The 20,178-nt window shown below is 63.2% G+C and carries 15 protein-coding genes, 1 pseudogene and 1 riboswitch; of the genes and pseudogenes, 6 read left to right on the top strand and 10 right to left on the bottom strand.

Annotated features, from left to right (window positions below):
• Positions 1–284 precede the first annotated feature (284 nt).
• Both P3T23_RS43830 and P3T23_RS43835 read right to left on the bottom strand, forming a co-directional pair.
• The gene (locus P3T23_RS43830; protein ID WP_429322288.1) at positions 285–1,511 is read right to left on the bottom strand and encodes a D-amino acid dehydrogenase; all 1,227 of its coding nucleotides are present in this window, start codon (positions 1,509–1,511) and stop codon (positions 285–287) included.
• A gap of 151 nt (positions 1,512–1,662) precedes the next feature.
• Positions 1,663–1,759, bottom strand: a riboswitch (glycine riboswitch).
• Between the two features lie 118 nt (positions 1,760–1,877).
• Complete coding sequence (locus P3T23_RS43835; protein WP_429322289.1) at positions 1,878–2,492, bottom strand: HAD family hydrolase; 615 nt, start codon at positions 2,490–2,492, stop codon at positions 1,878–1,880.
• Between the two features lie 323 nt (positions 2,493–2,815).
• On the opposite strand from P3T23_RS43835, the gene P3T23_RS43840 reads away from it, so the two are divergent.
• Together P3T23_RS43840 and P3T23_RS43845 are read left to right on the top strand one after the other, a co-directional pair.
• Positions 2,816–4,450, top strand: a complete 1,635-nt coding sequence (locus P3T23_RS43840; RefSeq protein ID WP_429322290.1) for an NADP-dependent glyceraldehyde-3-phosphate dehydrogenase — start codon at positions 2,816–2,818, stop codon at positions 4,448–4,450.
• A 219-nt stretch (positions 4,451–4,669) separates the two neighbouring features.
• Positions 4,670–4,945 (top strand): annotated as a pseudogene (locus tag P3T23_RS43845) (MFS transporter); the annotation flags it as partial.
• A 48-nt stretch (positions 4,946–4,993) separates the two neighbouring features.
• On the opposite strand, the gene P3T23_RS43850 reads toward P3T23_RS43845, so the two are convergent.
• The 4 genes from P3T23_RS43850 to P3T23_RS43865 all read right to left on the bottom strand — a co-directional run bounded on the left by P3T23_RS43850 (position 4,994) and on the right by P3T23_RS43865 (position 12,170).
• Complete coding sequence (locus P3T23_RS43850) at positions 4,994–7,765, bottom strand: Hsp70 family protein (RefSeq protein ID WP_429322291.1); 2,772 nt, start codon at positions 7,763–7,765, stop codon at positions 4,994–4,996.
• A gap of 5 nt (positions 7,766–7,770) precedes the next feature.
• Positions 7,771–9,618 (bottom strand): Hsp70 family protein, encoded by a 1,848-nt coding sequence (locus P3T23_RS43855; protein WP_429322292.1) that lies wholly within the window; start codon positions 9,616–9,618, stop codon positions 7,771–7,773.
• On the bottom strand, positions 9,615–10,196 hold the full coding sequence (locus tag P3T23_RS43860) for a DUF2760 domain-containing protein (protein WP_429322293.1): 582 nt from the start codon (positions 10,194–10,196) through the stop codon (positions 9,615–9,617). The genes P3T23_RS43855 and P3T23_RS43860 overlap by 4 nt, the downstream gene beginning before the upstream one ends.
• A gap of 201 nt (positions 10,197–10,397) precedes the next feature.
• Positions 10,398–12,170 carry a tetratricopeptide repeat protein gene (locus P3T23_RS43865; RefSeq protein WP_429322294.1) on the bottom strand — a complete coding sequence of 591 codons (1,773 nt, stop codon included), beginning with the start codon at positions 12,168–12,170 and terminating at the stop codon, positions 10,398–10,400.
• 252 nt (positions 12,171–12,422) lie between these two features.
• Between P3T23_RS43865 and P3T23_RS43870 the strand changes: the two genes are divergently transcribed.
• From P3T23_RS43870 to P3T23_RS43880, 3 genes are all read left to right on the top strand, one after another.
• Positions 12,423–14,462, top strand: a complete 2,040-nt coding sequence (locus tag P3T23_RS43870) for a M3 family metallopeptidase (RefSeq protein WP_429322295.1) — start codon at positions 12,423–12,425, stop codon at positions 14,460–14,462.
• 41 nt (positions 14,463–14,503) lie between these two features.
• Positions 14,504–14,920 carry a hypothetical protein gene (locus P3T23_RS43875; RefSeq protein ID WP_429322296.1) on the top strand — a complete coding sequence of 139 codons (417 nt, stop codon included), beginning with the start codon at positions 14,504–14,506 and terminating at the stop codon, positions 14,918–14,920.
• Between the two features lie 190 nt (positions 14,921–15,110).
• Positions 15,111–15,614, top strand: coding sequence for a lipocalin-like domain-containing protein (locus P3T23_RS43880; RefSeq protein ID WP_429322297.1), 504 nt, complete (start codon positions 15,111–15,113; stop codon positions 15,612–15,614).
• 99 nt (positions 15,615–15,713) lie between these two features.
• Here the strand turns inward: P3T23_RS43880 and P3T23_RS43885 are convergent, their stop codons facing one another.
• The 4 genes from P3T23_RS43885 to P3T23_RS43900 form a co-directional block, all read right to left on the bottom strand.
• Positions 15,714–16,784: an aromatic acid exporter family protein gene (locus P3T23_RS43885; RefSeq protein WP_429322298.1), complete on the bottom strand. Its 1,071-nt coding sequence runs from the start codon at positions 16,782–16,784 to the stop codon at positions 15,714–15,716.
• Between the two features lie 82 nt (positions 16,785–16,866).
• Positions 16,867–17,733: a hypothetical protein gene (locus P3T23_RS43890; protein WP_429322299.1), complete on the bottom strand. Its 867-nt coding sequence runs from the start codon at positions 17,731–17,733 to the stop codon at positions 16,867–16,869.
• 260 nt (positions 17,734–17,993) lie between these two features.
• Positions 17,994–18,395: a cupin domain-containing protein gene (locus tag P3T23_RS43895; protein WP_429322300.1), complete on the bottom strand. Its 402-nt coding sequence runs from the start codon at positions 18,393–18,395 to the stop codon at positions 17,994–17,996.
• A 75-nt stretch (positions 18,396–18,470) separates the two neighbouring features.
• Positions 18,471–19,331: an AraC family transcriptional regulator gene (locus P3T23_RS43900; RefSeq protein ID WP_429322301.1), complete on the bottom strand. Its 861-nt coding sequence runs from the start codon at positions 19,329–19,331 to the stop codon at positions 18,471–18,473.
• A gap of 163 nt (positions 19,332–19,494) precedes the next feature.
• Between P3T23_RS43900 and P3T23_RS43905 the strand changes: the two genes are divergently transcribed.
• Positions 19,495–20,121, top strand: a complete 627-nt coding sequence (locus tag P3T23_RS43905; protein WP_429322302.1) for a LysE family translocator — start codon at positions 19,495–19,497, stop codon at positions 20,119–20,121.
• Positions 20,122–20,178 lie beyond the last annotated feature (57 nt).

Here is a 20,178-nt window from a genome sequence, read left to right on the forward strand (position 1 = left end):
CCCATCCCGAACAGGACCGTGAAACGACTCCACGCCGATGATAGTGCGGATTGCCCGTGTGAAAGTAGGTAATCGTCAGGCTCCCCTGCAGCATCAGAAACCCCACCCCCAAAAGGTGGGGTTTCTGCGTTTACGCCGCTTCCCAGGCAGCAATGCATACAGCAAGCCGCACTGCGGTGGCCTCCTCCACGCACCGACACTCCGTCGCGGGAAGGGGGCTTCCATCCCGCGCGCAGTCCTCACTTGCCGCGCGGATGTGCCCACGCGGTCCAAAGAAGATTGCGTTACCTCCTCACCGAGCGCTCGATCGAATCAGCCACCGACGCAGCCGTTGCAGCTGATAACGTCCACCCAAGATGCCCGTGTCCGGTGTTATAGAACACGCCGCGTCGACGACCCTGGCCCACTTTGGGCAACATGCCCGGCAACATTGGGCGCAAGCCTGCCCACGGAATCACGCGCGATGTCGCCGCTTCCGGAAAATAGCGGCGGGTCCACTGGATGAGCGGCGCGATGCGATCTGCACGGATATCGCGGTTGAAGCCGTTGATTTCCGCCGTGCCTGCCACGCGAAAACGATCGGGACCGAGACGGCTCGTGACGATCTTTGCGCTGTCATCGAGCAGGCTGACCCATGGCGCCGCCTGACGGCTCTTGTCGTCGTCGAGGCAAACGGTAATCGAATAACCCTTCACCGGGTAGACGTTGACGTGGTCCCCAAGCATCGCCGCAAACTCGCGGCTCTTCACACCTGCGCATACAACGATCTGATCGAACGTGCTGCTGAGCGATTCGTCGTCGCGGCGCACATCGATAAGGAATCTGCCGTCCGTGCCTGGGTTGATCGACACGATCTCGGTGTCATAGTTGAATTCGACGCCATGCCGCACGCACGCCTGCGCCAACCCGCGCGTGAATTTATGGATGTCGCCGGTCGAGTCGGACGGTGTGAAAAAGCCGCCATGAAACTCGTCCTGCAATGCAGGTTCCAGCGTGCGGATTTCTTCGCTCGTCACCGGGCGGCGATCCAGGCCACCTTCGCGCAGCAGCGCGTTCACCCTGGTCGCGGCTTCGAAATCCTTGTGGTTCTTGTAGATGTGCAGAATGCCGCGACGTTCCAGATCGAAGTCGATACCCTCGCGCGTTGCGATCGAAAACAGATGCTCGCGCGCGGCAATCGCAAGACGCACCGTTTCGACGGTGTTGGCCCGATAGTTCGGAATCTGTCGAAGAAACTCGCCCATCCACGAGTATTTGTGCCACGTCGGCAAAGGATTGAGCAGCAACGGCGCGTCGCGCCTGAGCATCCAGCGCAGGCCTTTGAGCACGGTCGCGGCACTGTTCCAGACTTCGGCGTTACTGGCCGATAACTGGCCGCCGTTGGCGAACGATGTTTCCATGGCCGCGTAGCGATGACGTTCGAATACAGTGACTTCGAAGCCGCGTTGTGCGAGGGCGTAAGCGGTCGTGACGCCGGTAATCCCGGCGCCGATGAGGGCGATTCGTGACATGACAGGGTCCAGATTGAATTGAGCATCGCCGGTGTTGCTTCGGTTCCGGCGTCGATGCCCCATCTGTCCCTGTACCTGAGAGTTTCTTTCCTGCCATGTACGCAGGAAATCCCCTTCGGTGGGCGCGTTTATAGCGCCGCTCTCCAGATGTTCTGGCTGCGCGGTCCTTTTGCCTGAGAGTTTCCGGGGCGGTTGCTCCGTCGGCGCCGTCAGATGAATCCTCTGACGATCTCTCCCGCGCTGCCTTGCAGAACGTGACGACAATAGCCTTCGAAAAATCCGCGTGCAAGCTTTTTATGTTTCGTTTCGGTGCAGGAAGGAAGAGGGCCGCTTCGGATAAATCAAGGCGCAACCTTGCCAGTGCGTCTACATCAGCTGCCGACGCTTCAGTTCTTCCGATAGGGAATCGGCGCTGACGAACCTGTATCCGTGAAGGCCGGCGTTGATCGCCCCGGCCACGTTTGCTTCGGCGTCGTCGATGAAAAGGGTTTCGGCTGTGCCAGCGCCAAGATGTTCAAGACAGCCCAGATAGGCGCGTGCCGCGGGTTTCGCCGCGCCGAACGAGGCGGATACGCACACGTGACGGCCAAAGAGCGCAGCGACCTCAGGACTCAGGTATCCGATATTGTCCGCAACGAGACGGCAGTTGTTGGTCAGCACCGCAATCCTGTGCGTCGCTGACACTTTTTCCGCGAGCGCAAGCACTTCAACGTTAGGCAATATCGATGCGCGGCGAGCGATCAGCCAGTCGTCGCGGGTGATGCGGCAGCCGAGGAGGTCGCCCAGCGCTTTCAGATATTCGTCGTCGGTGATGAGGCCCGCGTCGGCACGCGCTTCCAGCCCGGATTCCCAGATGGCGTGACGCACCGCGTCGGGCGTCTGGCCCGATACCGCCGACAGGTGATTGACGCGCGCGGAGCGGTCGCTCAGAGAGAGAACGCCCTCCATGTCGAACAGGACGAGTGAGATCGATGCTGTCATGCTGTGGGGCCGTGCGTCGAAGCGTCCAGAATCTGAGAGCCATCCGGCGAAGCGTGTCCAGATGGCTGGAATTCTTATTGTGCCCTGGCGAGTCGATGATCTGGCAGGTACTGTTGCTGAACCGCGATCGGGACCGCCGTCTTTGCGGAAGCCGGACAGCGACCCGCTGTGCCGGTTGTGGTGGATAAGAACGGGCGTGCAATTTTGACCATCATCGCGATCTTGAGTACCTTTAACATGCCCGAGACGCTCAATCGAGACCTCGTAGGTCCTTGTGCTGCACTCAAGTGACTGCGCGGCGCCGAACCACTGAAGAGGAAGCCATGTCGACCATCGACTATGAAAGCCTGCAGAAACTGTTTCCGTCCGCTGATGAGGTACCGGTAGAGGCCCGGCTGTCGTCGCCGATCCACCAGCGCGTGTCACTCGTGGACGGCGAACTCAAAACGTGGGACGGCAATTGCAAAACCGTGCTGTCGCCGGTTTGCGTAAGGCAGCCCGACGGCGACGCACAGCAGGTTGAAATCGGCAGCTACCCGGTGATGGGGGAAGTGGAAAGCGACGCGGCCCTCGACGCCGCGGTGCGCGCCTACGACGCGGGCCGCGGCGAGTGGCCGACGATGACCGTGGCGCAGCGTATCGCGTGCATGCAGGACTTCATCAAGCGCATGGTTGCGCAGCGCGCGCAGATCGTGAACCTGATCATGTGGGAGATCGGCAAGAGCCTCGCCGACTCGCAAAAGGAGTTCGATCGCACGGTCACTTACATGGTGGCCACGATCGATGCGCTCAAGGATCTGGACAACAGCAACTCGCGCTTTGTGATCGCCGAGGGCACCATTGGCCTGATCCGGCGCACGCCGCTAGGCGTCGTGCTGTGCATGGGTCCGTACAACTATCCGCTGAACGAGACCTTCGCGACGCTGATACCGGCGCTGCTGATGGGCAACACGGTGGTGTTCAAGCCGCCGCAATATGGCACGTTGCTGTTCTACCCGTTGCTCGAGGCGTTCCGCGACGCGTTTCCCAAGGGCGTGATCAACACGATTTACGCCCCTGGTGCAGTCGTCGTGCCGCACATGCTCGCGTCCGGGAAGATCAATGTGCTGGCGCTGATCGGCTCGAGCAAGGTGGCGGACCATCTGAAGAAACAGCATCCGAAGTCGCATCGGCTGCGTGCAATCCTCGGCCTCGACGCCAAGAATGCCGCCATCATTCTGCCCGACGCGGACCTTGAATTGACCGTGAAGGAATGCCTGCTCGGCGCATTGTCGTTTAACGGCCAGCGCTGCACGGCACTGAAGATGCTGCTGGTGCACCGGTCGATCGTCGAGCCGTTCCTGAAGCGCTTCACCGAGGAACTGGTGAAGCTGAAGGTGGGCATGCCATGGGAACACGGCGTCAGTATCACGCCGCTGCCGGGCATGCACCGCACGGCCTACATGACCGAGGCAATCGACGATGCCAAAGCCAAAGGCGCGCGCGTGGTCAACGACTCGGGTGGCGTGTTCTGCAAGACGCTGTTCTATCCGGCAGTGGTCTATCCCGTGAGCGAGGGCATGATGCTGTATCGCGAGGAGCAGTTCGGTCCGATCATTCCGGTGGCGCCGTTCGATGACGTCGAATCCGCACTCGAGTATGTCACGACGTCCGAGCACGGTCAGCAGGTCAGTATCTTCGGTTCGGACCCGACCCAGATCGGCGCGCTCGTCGATCCGCTCGTCAACCAGGTGTGCCGCGTGAACATCAACTGCCAGTGCCAACGTGGTCCGGACGTGTTTCCATTTGCCGGGCGCAAGGATTCGGCAGAGGGGACATTGTCTGTCACCGATGCACTGCGAGCCTTCTCGATCCGCTCGATGGTGGCGGCCAAACAGACGGAGAGCAGCAAGGCACTGCTGGAGACAATCGCAACGGATCACAAATCGAAATTCATCAACACGGGATTTATTCTTTAACCCTGTCGCGACGGCGGTTGCCGGAGGCGGCCGCTGTACCCGATAGCTGGCGTGTGATCGACAGTGCGCCGATCACGCATCGGGTACACCGTTGTTGGCCGGGCTCTCGACGTGCTTCGTACAAGTATGCATCGCCGCGCTATTTTCTATCGGTATCAACGACTTATCCCTGTCATCCGCCGCTTGTCCACAGCATTGCCAACAGAATCTGTGGATAGGTTCCTGCTGGGCCAGGGTATCGGGCCGGGCTCGCACAGCATGACGTTTGCATCGCTCAGCTACCCAACCTCGCTGCGAGGTGTCGGAGTCGGCTTCAACCAGACGCTGATGCGCGCCAGCTCCACGGTGTCTTTGTTCCTGTTCCCGGTGCTGGCGGCGGCGCTGCATACGCGGGTCTTCTGGATCATCGCGGCGGCGCCGTTGTGCGGCCTGCTGGCGTTGCTCGCGGTTCGCTGGGAGCCGTCGGGTTACGACGTCGACGCAGAGGACTTCTAGCAGCGCACGTTCGCGCCACATGGCGCGAGCGACGCCTTGCACGGCGCGTCATTCGACGATCAGTTTCAGGCCGGCAGGCAGCGATTCACCGAACACACGCCCGGTGTCGGCGTTGTCGAGCGTCACGGGCTCGCGAACCATGTCGGCCCAGGTGGGCGGTGCGTTCGCCTGGTCGAGCCGCCTGATGACCGTCTCACGGACCGCCAGCGGCAGATCCCGGGAGCGGTCGCCGGTCATCCGGGCGAGCTGCACGGCGGCAAAGGCGGCGGGCTCGACCTTTTTCCAGTCGAGCGCGAGGATTGCGTCCAGCCATTGGCTCGCGACCTCCGGCGGCACGACGCCATGCGCACTGCCGTAGAACGGGCGACGCGCACCGATGCGTCCCACCGCCCACCAGCTCTGATGATTTTCGGAAGGCTTCCTGAGCCGCGTGAGCAGCTGTTCCGCGAATTCGATCTTGCGATCGACCGATACGCGTTCAAGCGACGCGCCAAGGCGAATCATGTCTGCGTAGCCCACCTTGGCGGGATCGAAGGGGAGTTTCTGGCGCTTCATGCTGGCAGCCTGCAGATAAGCCATCGCATCGAGCACCTGTTGCTGCGCGTCCTCGCTCAGGCCGCCCGCCGCGCGACGCCATAGCGTCCACCATTCCGACCAGACCTGCCCCTCGTTGACATACTGGATACCGTCGTCGAACAGCGACCAGAGCTGTTCGACGCGCCATTCGTCGAGCGGGTAGCCGAAACCCGGGCGCACACAATAGCCGGCCAGATTCAGCCACAGGCGTTCGTGATCGGCGGAACGGCGCCGCCGGGCCGCGCGCGTCCAGAGCGCGCCGAACAGTTCGCGAAGTAGCGCGCTATCCCAACCCTGACGCGGCCCAAGAAGCTGCTCGAGCTGTGCCCGCAGGCGTTTGACTTCCGTTGGGGCGACGTTGGCCGAACGGGCGCCAAACGTGCGGTCGATCAACTCGATCGCCTTGTCGAGCGACGGATGACGCTGGGCGGCGGACGCATCGTCTCCGGTATCGTCTTCACGTCGCAGCTGGAATTCGAGCAGCCATCGCTGCGAAGGGTCGTCCGTCGCGATGCAGTGCACCTCCAGCGTGCCGACTTCGGTCAGCGCCGTGGTGAGCCTGACCGGTCTCTCGCGCGCCCCGTTCGCGCCTTGCCGCTCGACGACCGTTGCGATCGGCGGCAAGCGTACGAAGTCGCCGCTCGAGAGGTCGGCGAGCTCGCCTGGCTGCCAGGCCGTGTCGGCGACTGTCGAGATCAGGTGAAAGCGCACCGGATGCCCGAGCCGCAGCGCGAAGACGCGATCATCAAGATGCACCTCGTGGCCTTCTTCCGTTCCGCGCGGCAGCAGGCACACGCCTCGCAGGGCTTTCGCATCGTCTTCGACGACGAGGAAATAGCTGCGCGGCGAACCGCCGCCGATGCGCGGCGCGTGTCCCGCGCGTGCGAGGCCGTAAGCGACCGCGCCACGTGCGACAGCGACGTCGGGATTGTCGTTGTGCAGAACATGCAGGGACTGCCCGCGCCATGTGCCGAGCGCGTCTGCCAGACGGTCGGACAGCGCCTTCGCACGGAAGACGCCGCCGTTGAGCAGCAGGGTGTCGGGCATCGGCAGTGTTTCGTCCGCGCCCGGCGACGTGCCCAGTGCTTCGCGTGACTGCGCGGCGAGCCGGTTCAGAAACGCCGCGATGTGCCGGGTGATGGCCGGATCGGCCGCATAGGGCAGACCGAATTCGACAAGCGCACCCCGCGAGCGGCGCGGCAGTTGGTCCGGCCCAGCCACAGGAAAGAATCCTTCGACGACGATCTGCTCGGCCTCCTGCCGGGTCAATTCCGTCGTGCGCGCTCCGCCGACGAGTCTCGCCCCCGCACCCAGCAGCGTGATGGCGACGGAATCCGGCGCCGCAACGCCCAGCAGTTGCTCCTTCGCGGCGCGGCATCGTTCGACGAGCTGGGACAGGCTTGCCGCCGACAGGCGCGTCTCGTCGGTGGCAAGACGCGTCTCGACGAGACGCGCCAGTGCGAGGTCCATGTTGTCGCCGCCGAGCATCAGGTGGTTGCCGACGCCGATGCGGGTCAGTTGCGGCTCGCCGTCCTCGAAGTGGACCTTGATGAGCGTGAAGTCCGTCGTGCCGCCGCCCACATCGCAGACCAGCACGAGGCGCGTCTGCCCCAGTTCCGCGCCGAGCGTTGCGCGATGATGAAACAGCCAGTCGTAGAAGGCGGCCTGCGGCTCTTCAAGCAGGCGCAGGGCGGGCAGCTTTGCGACGCGCGCGGCTGCGAGTGTCAACGCACGCGCGCCGTCGTCGAAAGACGCCGGCACGGTGAGCACCACGTCCTGATCTTCGAGGAGCGCGTGCGGAAAACGATGATTCCACGCGGCGCGCACGTGAGCCAGATAGCTGGCGCTGGCCGTGACCGGCGAGACCTTGCGGACATCGTCGCTGGCGCCCCACGGCAGAATCGGCGCGAGACGGTCGACCGACGCATGCGACAGCCAGCTTTTTGCGCTCGCCACGAGCCGGCCCGGCACCTGGGCGCCCAGCGCGCGGGCGAGGCGGCCGATCACAGCCGGCGGCCCGTCAGTCGGCCCGGCGTCGCTCCACGGCAATTGCAGGTCGCCGGCGGCAAGCTCGCCGGGCGCCGGGTGATAGCGCACGGACGGCAGCAGCGGCCGTGCGCCGACTTCGCCGGGACTCACCAGCTGATCGACATCGAAGACGCGAATGTCGTCGGCACCCGCCTCGACGTAGGCGACGACCGTGTTGCTCGTGCCGAGGTCGATGCCGACGGTGTATTGCTTCATCGGACTCAGGCGTTGGTGCTGCCGCGCACGTCGAACTCGACTTTCCAGCGCTCGCTGGTGTCGCGCGGCACGGCTTCGAGTTCCAGCGTGCCGGTTTCGGTGACCCGTGCGTGCAGCTTTACCGCGACGACTTCGCCGGGCGTTCGTCCTTCGGGCGGCAGCGTGGCCTGGATTTCTTCCAGCTCCTGCAATTCATCGGGTGACCAGTAATCGAGCAACGTGCCGACCTGATCCTGGCGACGTACCGATGAACCGAAGAAACGAAAGTGCACCGGCTCTCCGACGACAAGGCCGAATTCCTGCGCGGGCAACTCCGCGTCGGTCCCTTCTTCCATGCCAAAGGGCGCGACGCACAAAGCCTGCACCGGTGGCTCCAGACCCGGCACGGCCGGCATCGCCGACTCGACCGCCACATAGTAGGCACGTGCCGTGCCGCCTCGGATGCGCACGCCTTTGCCGCGCTTCACGTAGCCGTAATACGCCGCACCGCGAGCGACCGCGAGGTCGAGATCCGCGCCTTCGAGCAGGCGCGCAGGCGCCCCACCTTCGGCCGCGAGCCAGCCGTTGAGCGTCTTCAGAATGCGCTCGACCAGGAGCGGCGACTTGAAGACGCCGCCGTTGAACAGCACCGCGGTCGGATGCAGAAAGCTCGCGCCTTCGCCTTGCAGGTGTTGCAAGCCTTCGAGTTCGGAGAGCGCCGCCACCTGGCGGCCAAGGAACGCGGCCAGGTGCCGCGTGATGCCCGCATCCTGCGCATACGGCAGGCCGAGTTGCGTCAGACCCGCGCGTGCGCGGCTCATCGGCCGTGCCGATGCGTCGACCTGGGGGAAGAAGCCATCGAGGATCGTCTGCGTGAGTTCGGCGCGGGTCAGCTCGGTGCGGAGCGAGCCGCCGATCAGCTTCGATCCCCGGCTGGGCACGACGAGCGGCACCGCATCCGTGCTGCGGTCGGTCAGCAGCGTCTCCTTGGCTGCGCGGCATGCATAGGTCAGCGCACGCAACTGCCACGGGTCGGCCTGTGTGCCCTGGGCAGCGAGTTTGCGCGCGACGACGTGCGCAAGCGCCAGATCCATGTTGTCGCCGCCGAGCAGAATGTGCTCGCCGACCGCGACGCGATGCAACTCGAGATTCCCGTCACGTTCGATGACGGCGATCAACGACAGGTCGGTCGTGCCGCCGCCAACGTCGACGACGAGAATGATGTCGCCGACTTTCACCTGCCTGCGCCACGCGCCGGTGCTGTTCTGGATCCAGCTATAGAGCGCAGCCTGCGGTTCCTCGAGCAGCGTCATCTGCGTATAGCCCGCGGCTTGCGCTGCTTCGGCCGTCAATTCTCTTGCCGCCGGATCGAAAGACGCAGGGATGGTGACGGTGATTTCCTGTTCGCTGAACGATGCGTCGGGATGCGCGTGGTTCCACGCTTCGCGCAGATGCGTCAGATAGCGAACGGAGGCTTCGAGCGGGGAAACGCGCGCCACCTCGGGCGGCGCATCGCTCGGCAGGATCGCGGCGCGACGGTCTACGCCCGGATGACACAGCCAGCTCTTTGCACTCGACACGAGGCGGATCGGCGTTCCCGCGCCGCGGCTGCGGGCCATTTCGCCAACGGCGAAGTCGCGCTCCGCGGTCCACGGCAATGCCAGATCGCCCGGCGTCAGTTCGCTGGCGTGAGGCAGGTAGAGGAACGAGGGCAGCAGATCGGGCGCTTCGAGCGCACCAGGCGCCGTGAGCTGCGTCACAGGCAGTACAGCCTGGCTGATCTTCTCGCCGTCGCTCGCAGCGAGGTCGACGTATGAAAGCGCGCAATGCGTCGTGCCCAGATCGATCCCGATCGAATAGCGTGCGTCACTCATAGTTCCACCTCGGCCGGTGCGAGCACGGTCGCATCATGCGTTTTTGTCAACATCGGCAGACGCACGTCTTCGACTCGCCAGCCGCGATGGCTGATGTTGCCGCTGAACGGCGGCTTGCCGACCACGTTGCCCGTCAGACGGATGGCGGTTGCGTCGAACCCTTCGGCGAGCGTGACGCGGCTGCCTTCGGCTTCTTCGCGCACCGGTCGAATCGTGAAATGCTCACGCAGCGTCGCACGGCAACCATCGTGCACGAGCCGCGCGGCGGCGCCGATGTCCGCATCGGAATAGCCTGCGATGTCCTCTTCGACGAAGTCGATGAAGCGCGCATCGCGCTGGAGCAGCCCGAGAAGCTGCAGCGCTGCGTCCGGGCCCGCTTCCCTGATGACGACGGGTGCGGCCACAGGCGCAGGGGCAGCCGCTGGCGCAGGCTGAGGCGTCGCGACAGGTGCCGCGACCGGCGCGCCGTCGCGCAGCCGCTGCACGCCGGCGGCGAACTCGCGGTCGCCGAGGACGCTGAAGAACGTACCGACGGCAAGGGAAAGTCTGCCGAAGAAAGACAGATTCGATTCGGTCATAAGATATTGCTCCTGTAGGCTCGCGCGAAGCGCGGGCTAACCTTGCGGGCTCGGGCCGGGGCTCGATGAAAGCCCCGCAGGCCCGGTGCCGGCAACTGATTCGTGGGCTCCAGAGAGGCGCCGAAACCCGTATTTTGCCTTGGATGTGACGAGGAGCCGTTCACGGGCCAGTTCGCCATGGATCTGGCGTGTGTGCGGCGATCAGAAAGTATCGTGTGCGGGCTGACGCGATCTGCTCGCGGCGACACCGTCAGAGAGCGCCTGAAGCGCCATGCGCACGGCTTCGACGACGCCACCCCAGTCGCCGAGCGTCTGCTGCCGGAAGAGTCTTGCCTGTGGATACCAGGGGCTGTCCTCGCGCTCCAGCATCCAGCGCCAGCAACAGTCGAAGCGGTTGAGGATCCAGACCGGCACGCCCAGCGCGCCGGCGAGATGGGCCGTCGAGGTATCCACTGAAATGACCAGATCCAGATTCGTTACGAGCGCAGCCGTATCGGCGAAGTCGACGAGTTCGTCCGTGAAATCGGCGATGCGTGGGGCTGCGCCGTGCGCGTCGTTAAGTTGTGCGACCTGCGCGGCGGCCGGACCCTTTTGCAGGCTGAAGAAGCGAACGTTGCCCACATCGAGGAGAGGAGCAAGCGTGGCCAGCGAAATTGAGCGACGGGCGTCAGTTTTTCTGAGCTCGGGGACATGCGACCGGTCGCCACCCGCCCAGACGATGCCCACCTTCAGCGCATACGGTGCATCCGGCGCATGCTGGGAAAGACGTTCAGTCCAGCGCTTCGTCAATCCGGCGTCGGCTTGCAGATAAGGCGTGGCGCCGGGGATCGATCCGAGATCGGTCCTGAAGGCAAGCGGGGCGCTCAGTAGTGGGCAATGCAAATCGAAGGGCGGCAGCGGCTGCCCCTGTTCGACCACATGGGCGACGCCCTTGAGATCCTTCAGAAGTCGCGTCAATTCCACGGGCACTTCGAGTACCACCGTCGCGCCGAGTTGTGCGGCCTCCCGCGCGTACCGGCAGAACTGGAGCGTATCGCCAAGGCCCTGCTCGGCGTGCAGCAAGAGGGTCTTGCCGGCGAGGGGTGCGTCTCCGAGCCACAGCGGCTCGCCGAACACGCGATGGCCTGCCTTGATGCGGCGGCGCTTCCAGCGCCATTCGTATTCGTTGAATCCTTCGACAAGCCGCCCCATGCGCAGCAGGCAGAGTGATCTGTTCCAGTGTGCTTCCACCTCATCCGGATTGAGGGCGAGCGCGCGTTCGTGACTCTCCAGCGCTTCTTCGTGCCGGCCCAGGTCGATGAGCGTCAGGCCAAGGTTGTTCCAGGCGTCGGCGAAGCCCGGCGCGATTTCGAGGGCGTGCCGATAGTCTCGTTCGGCTTCGTCGGGCCGGTTCAGATCGCTCAAAGCATTGGCCCGGTTGCTCCATGCCTCCGCATACGTCTTCTGTAGTGCAATGGCTTGATCGAAACTTTCGAGCGCATCTTCCGGACGACCCAGATCGCGTAGCGCACATCCCCGGTTATTCCACGCGTGGGCGAAATCCGGCTTGAGCGTCAGCGCCTTTTGAAAGCTCTCAAGCGCCTGCCCGGCGAGTCCGAGCCCAGCCAACGAGTTGCCCTGATTGTTGAACGCATCGGCGAAGTTCGGCGCAAGTCTGATCGCCCGCTTCGCGCTGGCGAGCCCTTCGTCATAGCGCTGCACTGCGTTCAGCGCATACGCGAGATTCGAGTGGATCGGTGCCTGCGTGCCGTCGATCGCGAGTGCCGCTTGCAGCAGTGCGATGCCTTCGTGCAGCCGGCCGGTTTGCAGCATGAGCGCACCGAGCAATTGTGTCGCGTTCAGGTGCTTCGGCCGCACAGCGAGAATCTCGCGATAGGCGTCCTCTGCCTCGGCCAGCGCGCCGTTCTGCTGCAACGTCACGCCTTCCTGCAACAAGCTTTCGATCTGTCGGGGCTGAATCTTCGTCTTACCCATTGTCCTTTCCAACCTGAAAGCCAGGCGTGTTTCGTTCCGCCAGGAGGCCGTCGCGAGTCGAGCGGCGTTCTGGCTGCGTGCCATTTCGACACTTTTGCATGTCCGTGCAATGACGTTGCCGTCCGGCGTGCAGCCCTGAATTATCGGCCAAATCTGCTTTTGCCGGTCATTCGCCACCTCGCCCCGCCGACGTTGACGCGATGTCATATCATGTTTGCTTCTCGACGCTGAGCGCCCACAAGGCAGATCGACATGACAGACCACAGCAATCCGCTGTTACAGGACTGGCAAACGCCCTACCAGTTGCCACCCTTCGAGCAGATCCGCTTCGAACACTTCGCTCCGGCCTTTGCAACGCTCTTCGACGAGCATCTGGCCGAACTCGATGCACTGGCGGGCAATCCGGCCGCGACGACATTCGAGAACACCGTGGCGGCATTCGACGCCGCCGGCGCCAGGCTGGATCGCGCACGCCTGACCTTCGAAAACCTGTGCGCGTCAGAGTCGCCGCCCGCCCTGCAGGCAGTGGAGCGCGAAATGGCGCCGCGCCTCGCCGCCCACGACAGCAAGGTGGCGATGCACGCAGGCTTCTTCGCACGGCTCGATGCGGTCCACCGGCAGGTTGCGACGCTGGACCTGAGCGAGGAGCAGGGGCGTCTGCTGCAACGTCTGCATACCGATTTCGTTCGTACGGGCGCCACGCTGCAAGGCGCTGCGCGTGAGCGCTTCGCGGCGATCGCGGAGCGGCTGGCCGATCTGCACACGCAGTTCGCGCAGAACGTGCTGGCTGACGAATCCACCTGGCAGTTGCCGCTAACATCCGAAGCCGATCTGTCGGGTCTGCCCGAGTTTCTGCGCCGTGCCGCCCACAGCGCAGCACAGGAGCGCGGTGTGGAAGGCTATGTGATTACGCTGTCGCGCTCGCTCGTGGTGCCCTTTCTGACCTGGTCGACTCGCCGCGATCTGCGCGAAACCGCGTGGCGTGCGTGGACCAGCCGCGGGGAAACGCCGACGCGCGACAACCGGCCGCTCGCGCGCGAGATACTCGCGCTGCGCAACGAACAGGCGCGTTTGCTGGGCTACCAGAACTATGCCGATTACGCACTGTCCGATCGCATGGCCGGCACACCCGCTGCCGTGCATGAACTGCTCGGTCAGGTGTGGGAACCGGCGAAGGCGAGCGCAGGGCGGGAGCGCGAGGCGCTGGTGGCGCAAGCCGCAGCGCTTGGCGAATCGACCGAGATCGAACCGTGGGACTGGTATTACCTGACCGAGAAAGTCCGTGTCGCCCGCTATGCGCTCGACGATGCGGAAGTCAAACCGTACTTCAGTCTGGACGCCATGCTGGGCGCGCTGTTCGATTGCGCGCAACGCCTGTTCGGGTTGCGGTTCGTCGAACAAACCGGCGTGCCGCTTTATCACCCGGATGTCCGTCTATGGGAAGTGCGCCGCGGCGATGAATTGACAGGCATCTTCCTCGGCGACAACTTTGCCAGGCCCAACAAGCAGGGGGGCGCGTGGATGCATATCTATCGCGGGCAAAAGCGGAACGGCGGCATCGCGACGCCGGTCGTGGTGAACAACAACAATTTTGCCCGCGACGGCGATGGCCCGACGCTGCTCAGTTTCGATGACGTGCGCACGCTCTTTCACGAGTTCGGCCACGCCCTGCATGGCCTGCTGTCCGATGTGACGTACGGTCGACTGTCCGGTACCCATGTGCCACGGGACTACGTGGAACTGCCTTCGCAACTGATGGAGAATTGGGCCACCGTACCGGAAGTGCTGGCACGGCACGCGCGTCATGTGACGACTGGCGAACCGATCCCGGCTGCGCTGATCGAGCGGATACGGGCTTCGCAAACCTTCAACCAGGGTTTCGAAACGGTGGCTTATACGTCGTCGGCACTGATCGACATGGCGTTGCATTTGCAGAGCGACCCGAGCGGGGTCGATATCGCCCGCTTCGAGGAGGAGCAACGCCAGCGCCTTGGCGTGCCGCGCGAAGTGGGCATGCGGCACCGGTTGCCGCATTTCGGCCATGTTTTTAGCGGCGCATATTATGCCGCCGGCTATTACGTCTACATGTGGGCCGAAGTTCTGGAGGCCGAGGCGTTCGACGCATTCGAAGAAGCGGGCGATGCATTCGACGCCACGCTCGCCGGCAAGCTGCAGCGCTACATTTACAGCGCGGGCGACAGCCGCGAACAGGGCGCCGCATTTCGCGCTTTTCGTGGCCGCGATCCGCAAGTCGCGCCGATGTTGCGGAAACGAGGTTTGCTGCAGGCTTGATGCAGATGTGGTGGACGAACGGGTTCTGTAGCGAGGAAAACATGGACGATGGATGGCGGTTTCAACTGAGGCTCACCGTCTCGCCTGAACTCTCTGCCACTTTGCGTGAACCCCCGGCGAGTCATTCGCACGGCCCGCTAGCCGATGTTCTGCGCAGACACAACGCATCCTTGAAGTGCCAGTTCGACGCCTTTGCGGACTATGTGAGCGAGGCCGAAAGACAGGGCTCTGAAAAATATCCGCTGTATAAGTGGACCAAAGACACGATCGCGATTCCTGAGAAAAAAGCCAGGTACCTGCAGATCTTCACTGTCTATGTGGGCGGCGAGGAGGTCTATGGCAAGGAAATTGCGGAGCCTCTGGAGGCTGAACTGTCAGCGCTGGTTGGCGACGCGGGAATCGAAAACGTAGTCAAGTTCGACACCAATCCGGCGAACAACCCGCAGCCGCCTCATTGAATCAGCCGTGCGTGCACGCAACCATTCGTGAACGCCTGCGACCTCGCCGACGCGCTTCCTTTGACGGCGCAACTTCGGGTATCGCATCGTCTGGTTCGGGTCTATAACACTCACAGCATGGCGATGCTGACCCGTACCCGGCCGATATGCCGTGGCTCTCGAACGTCGTATTCGCAAGCGGGAGACGATCATGAAACAAGTCCTGAAAATTTCGGGAACTGTCGCAACGCTGATTCTCGCGATGTGTTTCTCCACGGCGAAGGCGATCGCCCAGGCAGCACCGGATCTCGTCGGTTCGTGGTCGCTGGTCTCATTGACCGTCTCGCGGAGCGGGACCCCGATGGAAGTGCTGGGTCCACATCCGCAGGGGCAACTGATATTTGGAAGCGACGGCCGCTATGTTCTGCTTGCGGTTCGTGCCGATCTGCCGAAGATCGAATCGGGCGGTCGTCTGTCGAGCACAGCCGAGGAAAACAAAAAGATCATTGAAGGGAGCGTCTCGCATTTCGGCACGTATGCCGTCGATCCGGCCGGCAAGGTTATCGTGTTTCGCATCCAGAAAAGTACTTTTCCGAACTGGGACGGCGATACTCAAAGCAGACCGTTCACGCTGGTTGGCGACACGCTTACGTATGTCACTCCGGGCAGTTTTGGCTACGGGGCCTCGACGGTGGTCTGGAGGCGAGAGAAATAGGCTGCCCACCTGCAAACCGACGCGGTTGCGGCATCGCCCGGCCGTGCGGTGCCGGGTGCTGGGAGCGCTTAGCCGCACGTGCCTCGGCGGCACGACCGTTCATCGCCCGGATTGCATCGCGGCAAGCTTGCAAAGCAGGATGCCGTAGCCGGTCAGATGGCCCAGATAGACGCTGGCGAATACACCGGGGGCCGGCAGCACCGAGACGAGTTGCTGCAATTCCTCCATCCCTATCGGTGCCCGCGCGAGGCCGGGGCGCTCGACGCGCAGGTCTGCCACTTCGGCAAGTTGCCGGTGTGCCGTGACAAGCCGGTTCAGCCCGGCAAGGAAAGCCCCCTTCCATTCGACATCGAGCGCGACGAACTGATCATGAAACGTATCCATCGTTTCGAGAAAGTTGACGAGAGAATCAAAGACCTCGCGGTAGCAGTAGAACAGCGGAAGACGATCGCGGTTGCGCTTGAGATGCGTAGACACCCACGCCTGTTCGAGATCCAGCTTCAGCAGATCGTGCGCCTGCTTGAGGTTCGTGCTCGTATTTCGCAGATTCGCGGTCAACGGCTTGATCGCCTGCCGCGCCAGTGAGCCGCTCGTCAGATGCGATAGGGCCTCGGTTGCCTGCTCGTTGCCTTCGTTGACGAGCGTATTGGCCCAGTAACCGTGATCCGGCGGAAAGGCGACCTGCTGGATGATGAAGCCGAGCAACATACCGAGCACGACACCGATGAGGCGCTGTTCAAGCAGCGGAAGGTGCTCGCCGGTGTACAGAACGAGCGTCATCGGCACGCTGATGCTCGTCATGCGAAACAGCGACGGCTTCACACGGACAATGGCGAATATCACGAGCGGCAAGAGGAAGGCGCCGAGCCACAGGTGCGGCGCGGTCAGCCAGATAAACAGCGTGCCGAGCGGCATGGCCACGGCGTTGGAGACCACGCGTTGGTAGAAATAGCTGCGTGCGGCCGAAATCGAGCTGCCGAGCGCCAGCGTCAGCATCGTGGAGGCGGCGAGTGCGACGGCGGCATCGGGATAACCGAGAGCCGAAGGAATCACGAAGCCGATCCACAGGCCCAGCGTGAGTTTCGCGTATTTCGCCGTTTCGGAAAGGGAGAAGCGCGCGACGGAGCGGCGAAAGGGTGTGAGCGGCTTGTGCGTGTAGAGGGAGGACACGGCTCAATCCTTGCATGCGGTTCTTCAGGTTCGGCATTGCGCGTCGAGCTTTTATATACGCTCTTACCGTTCAGTGAACGTGTCAGCCGCCAGAAGACGCGCGCAATGCCGGCCATACCATTGCGAATCTGACGCTGCCTCGCGTCGGAACGTAAAATTCGCGGCTGCGCTCCACGCCGTTGAAGCTGGCGACGACGCGGTAGTGGCCCGAAGGAAGTCTGGCGAAAAGATATGGACCCTGGGATACGGCCGTGAAGACGGTCGCGCCGTTCGAACTGGACACCTGTACGGCGACACCCGACAGGTACTCGCCCGTGACGCTGGTGAATGTCGCGCGCATGCTATAGCCGGAAGCGAGCCGGCGCAGCGCGCTCGCTTCGTCCTGGCCTACGCCGCCTGTGACGTAGGGGATACCGTGGTCGTGTCCGACCGGTATGTCAGTGTCGGGCACCGTCTGGGCCGGTGTGTTTTGAGCCGGTGTCCTTCGAATCGGTATGTTTGGCGCTGGCGTGTCGCGCACAGGTGTCTCGCGGGCCGGTACTTCGCGAGTGGGCATCCCCTGATCGGGTGCCGCGTGCGCGGGCGGCGTGTTCTGTGTGCGCGGCCTCGCGCGCCCCGCTTGACAACCCAGTCCGGGGATGTCGCCGCCGCGCCCCTCGATGGGCTGTCCGTCCAGCAACCAGGCCGGCAACGTAACGCCATAGGCCTTTGCGCGGGGCGTGAGCGTTGCGCGCATGCGCTCCGCGACCTTCTTGCGCTCTTCAGGCGTCGAAGCGTCGTGCATTTGTGTGCAGAATTCGATGCGTTCGTCGTCGCTGAGCAGTTGGGACGGAATCGCTTGTGGAGCGACCAGAGGCCGCTGTCCATGCGCGCCAATGGCCGCAACCGATGCGCCGTACACGACGGCAATCACGACAGTTCTCGACAGACCGGAAAATGTAATGGACATAGGGAACCTCCGGGCGAATCTCGGGAGCGCATCGGTTGGTCCATTCCGGGAGCGTCTGTGAGCGCGCGCTCTATTTCGGACTGTCGATGGTCGGGGGCTTGTAGTGTAGCAAGCCAGCCGGGAGTCGTCGGCGATTACGGAAACTGGCTTGCCGCTGGGGCTTGCGGTACAAAAGCGCAAAAAGACCCCAGGCGGGGTCAAGGACGCCGCGGTGCGCGAACGTCCCCGCGACAGCATCCGCGCGACTGCTTCAGTCGGCGTCAGATCCAGACATCGTTGGGTGCGGTCCGCTCGCTTTCGGTATTCCCGGTATTCAGCACGCCACGCGGTTCAATGAGCAGCAGCTTGACTTCTTCCTGCGCGAAAGGCTTGTGCTCGACGCCCTTCGACACGACAAACAACTCACCCGCCCGCACGAGTACCGAACGGTCGCGCATATCGATCCGCAGCGTGCCGTCCAGGACGAGAAACGCTTCGTCCGTGTCGTCATGCCTGTGCCAGACGAAGTCTCCCTCGATCCGCACGATCTTGAACTGATAGTCGTTCATCTCGGCGACCACACGGGGCGACCATTGCTCGCTGATCAGCGATAATTTCGCGTCGAAGTTGACGGGACTGCGCTGGACCTGATCGACCTGGGGCGTTTGACTTTCGGCTGCCATGCTGAGCTCCTTGCGATAAATGAAGTTACCAGTCTCGCGCCGGCGCGGTGCAGGGTCTTGAACGATTGTGCGGGTTCAGCGTCCGGCATGGCCGCCAGCATCGACGATCTTCAACCACTTCGCCGGCGACACACCATACGCTTTCATGAACTGCCGGGTCATGTGGCTTTGGTCCGCGAAGCCCGCACTCGCCGCGCAATCGGCGAGTGAGTGGCCGCGCAACATCAGGCCGCGAACAAGGTCGAGCCGTCGCATGGTCAGGTAACGATGAGGGCTGGTGCCGAAGAAGCTCCTGAAGTCTCGCGACAGGCTCCAGCGATCGCGTCCACTGGCGAGCGCGAGTTCGTCGAGCGTCACAGGGCGGTCCAGCGCGTCGTGGATGTACGCGCGCGCCTTGTGCGCCGCGCGGAAATCGCCGCAATGCCGCTGCGAGGGAGAACCTGCCGCCGCATCCAGCGCTGCTGCCAGATCGAACAGCGCATCGTCCTCGGCAAGCGTGTCGCTGTGCGCTTCCTCGTCCAGCAGCATGGCGTGCACCGCGGCGCGCAGGCGTGCGTTGTCTGAGATGCCGCCGGGCACAAACGGCAGCGCCTTCTCCCCGAGCGCCTCCTGAAGCAGCGCGGGTGCGACATACACCATGCGATAGGTGAAGCCAGCCGACGTTCCTGCTTCGCCGTCGTGCTCCTCGTCGGGATGCAGCACGATGATCTGTCCGGGAAGACTGTGACGTTTCTCCCGTCGATAGTTGAATGACTGAACTCCGCCGAGGGTCACACCGATTGCGTAGGTATCGTGGCGATGCATCTCGTAGCCATGGCCGTGAAAGAATGCTTCGATTCTTTCTATCCCACTCGGTCCACCCGAACGGCGAATCCAGTCGCCGGCGGACTCGCCTGTATCAGGTCGAACGCCTGGGTTTTGCTCGTGCGCGTTCACGTTGCCTCCAGAATGTCGTGCGACAGGAACGAAGCTTCCGTCGGATGGGGTGTGCGTATTGCTTCAATGACGGACGGTATTGACGTGACCCGCACAATCGTTCAAGACCCGCTGTGTGGCCGCACCTTACAGTTGTTTTAATCGTACAACTGCAGGAGGTCAGATGGAAAGTCTGATCGCATCCCTGTCGGAAACAGGGCGACCTCTGGCGGCCCTGATTCTCGCGTCTCTGGTTATCATGGGCAGCCCCGGGCCCTCGACGATAAGCGTGACGGCGGTCGGCGCCTCGTTTGGGGTTCGGCGCTCGCTTCGCTACACGGGCGGACTTATCGCGGGCACGATCGCGGTGCTGCTGATGGTGGCGATGGGCGTCGTGGCGCTGGTGACGTCGGTGCCGCACGGCGATCGGGTGCTCAGTGTCGTTTCCGCCGCATACATCCTTTTTCTGGCATACAGGATTGCAACTGCTCCGCCACTCGAGCGACAAAAAGGGCGAGTGGCAGCGCCGCCATTCACCGGAGGCGTTCTACTGGCAGTTGCAAACCCCAAGGCCTGGCTCGCGATCGCGGCCGTGTTTGCAGGAACGACAGTCATCGCAGGTAACCACAGCCTCGACGCAGTTGTCAAAATAGCGCTGCTAAGCTTGATGATCGTCATTATTCATTTGTTCTGGCTGGTGGCGGGCGTTTCGCTGTCCCGCTTTCTTCATGAACCGGGAACGTCGCGACTGTTTAATCTGTCGATGGCGGTGGTCCTCGTGATGGTGACGTTGATTGCCGTCGTGACTTGAACATGCTTCGGCAGCGATAGAGGCGATGTCCAGCAGAAAAAACAACACAACAACAGG

The organism is Paraburkholderia sp. GAS448 (assembly GCF_050435685.1).
Taxonomy (GTDB): Bacteria; Pseudomonadota; Gammaproteobacteria; order Burkholderiales; family Burkholderiaceae; genus Paraburkholderia.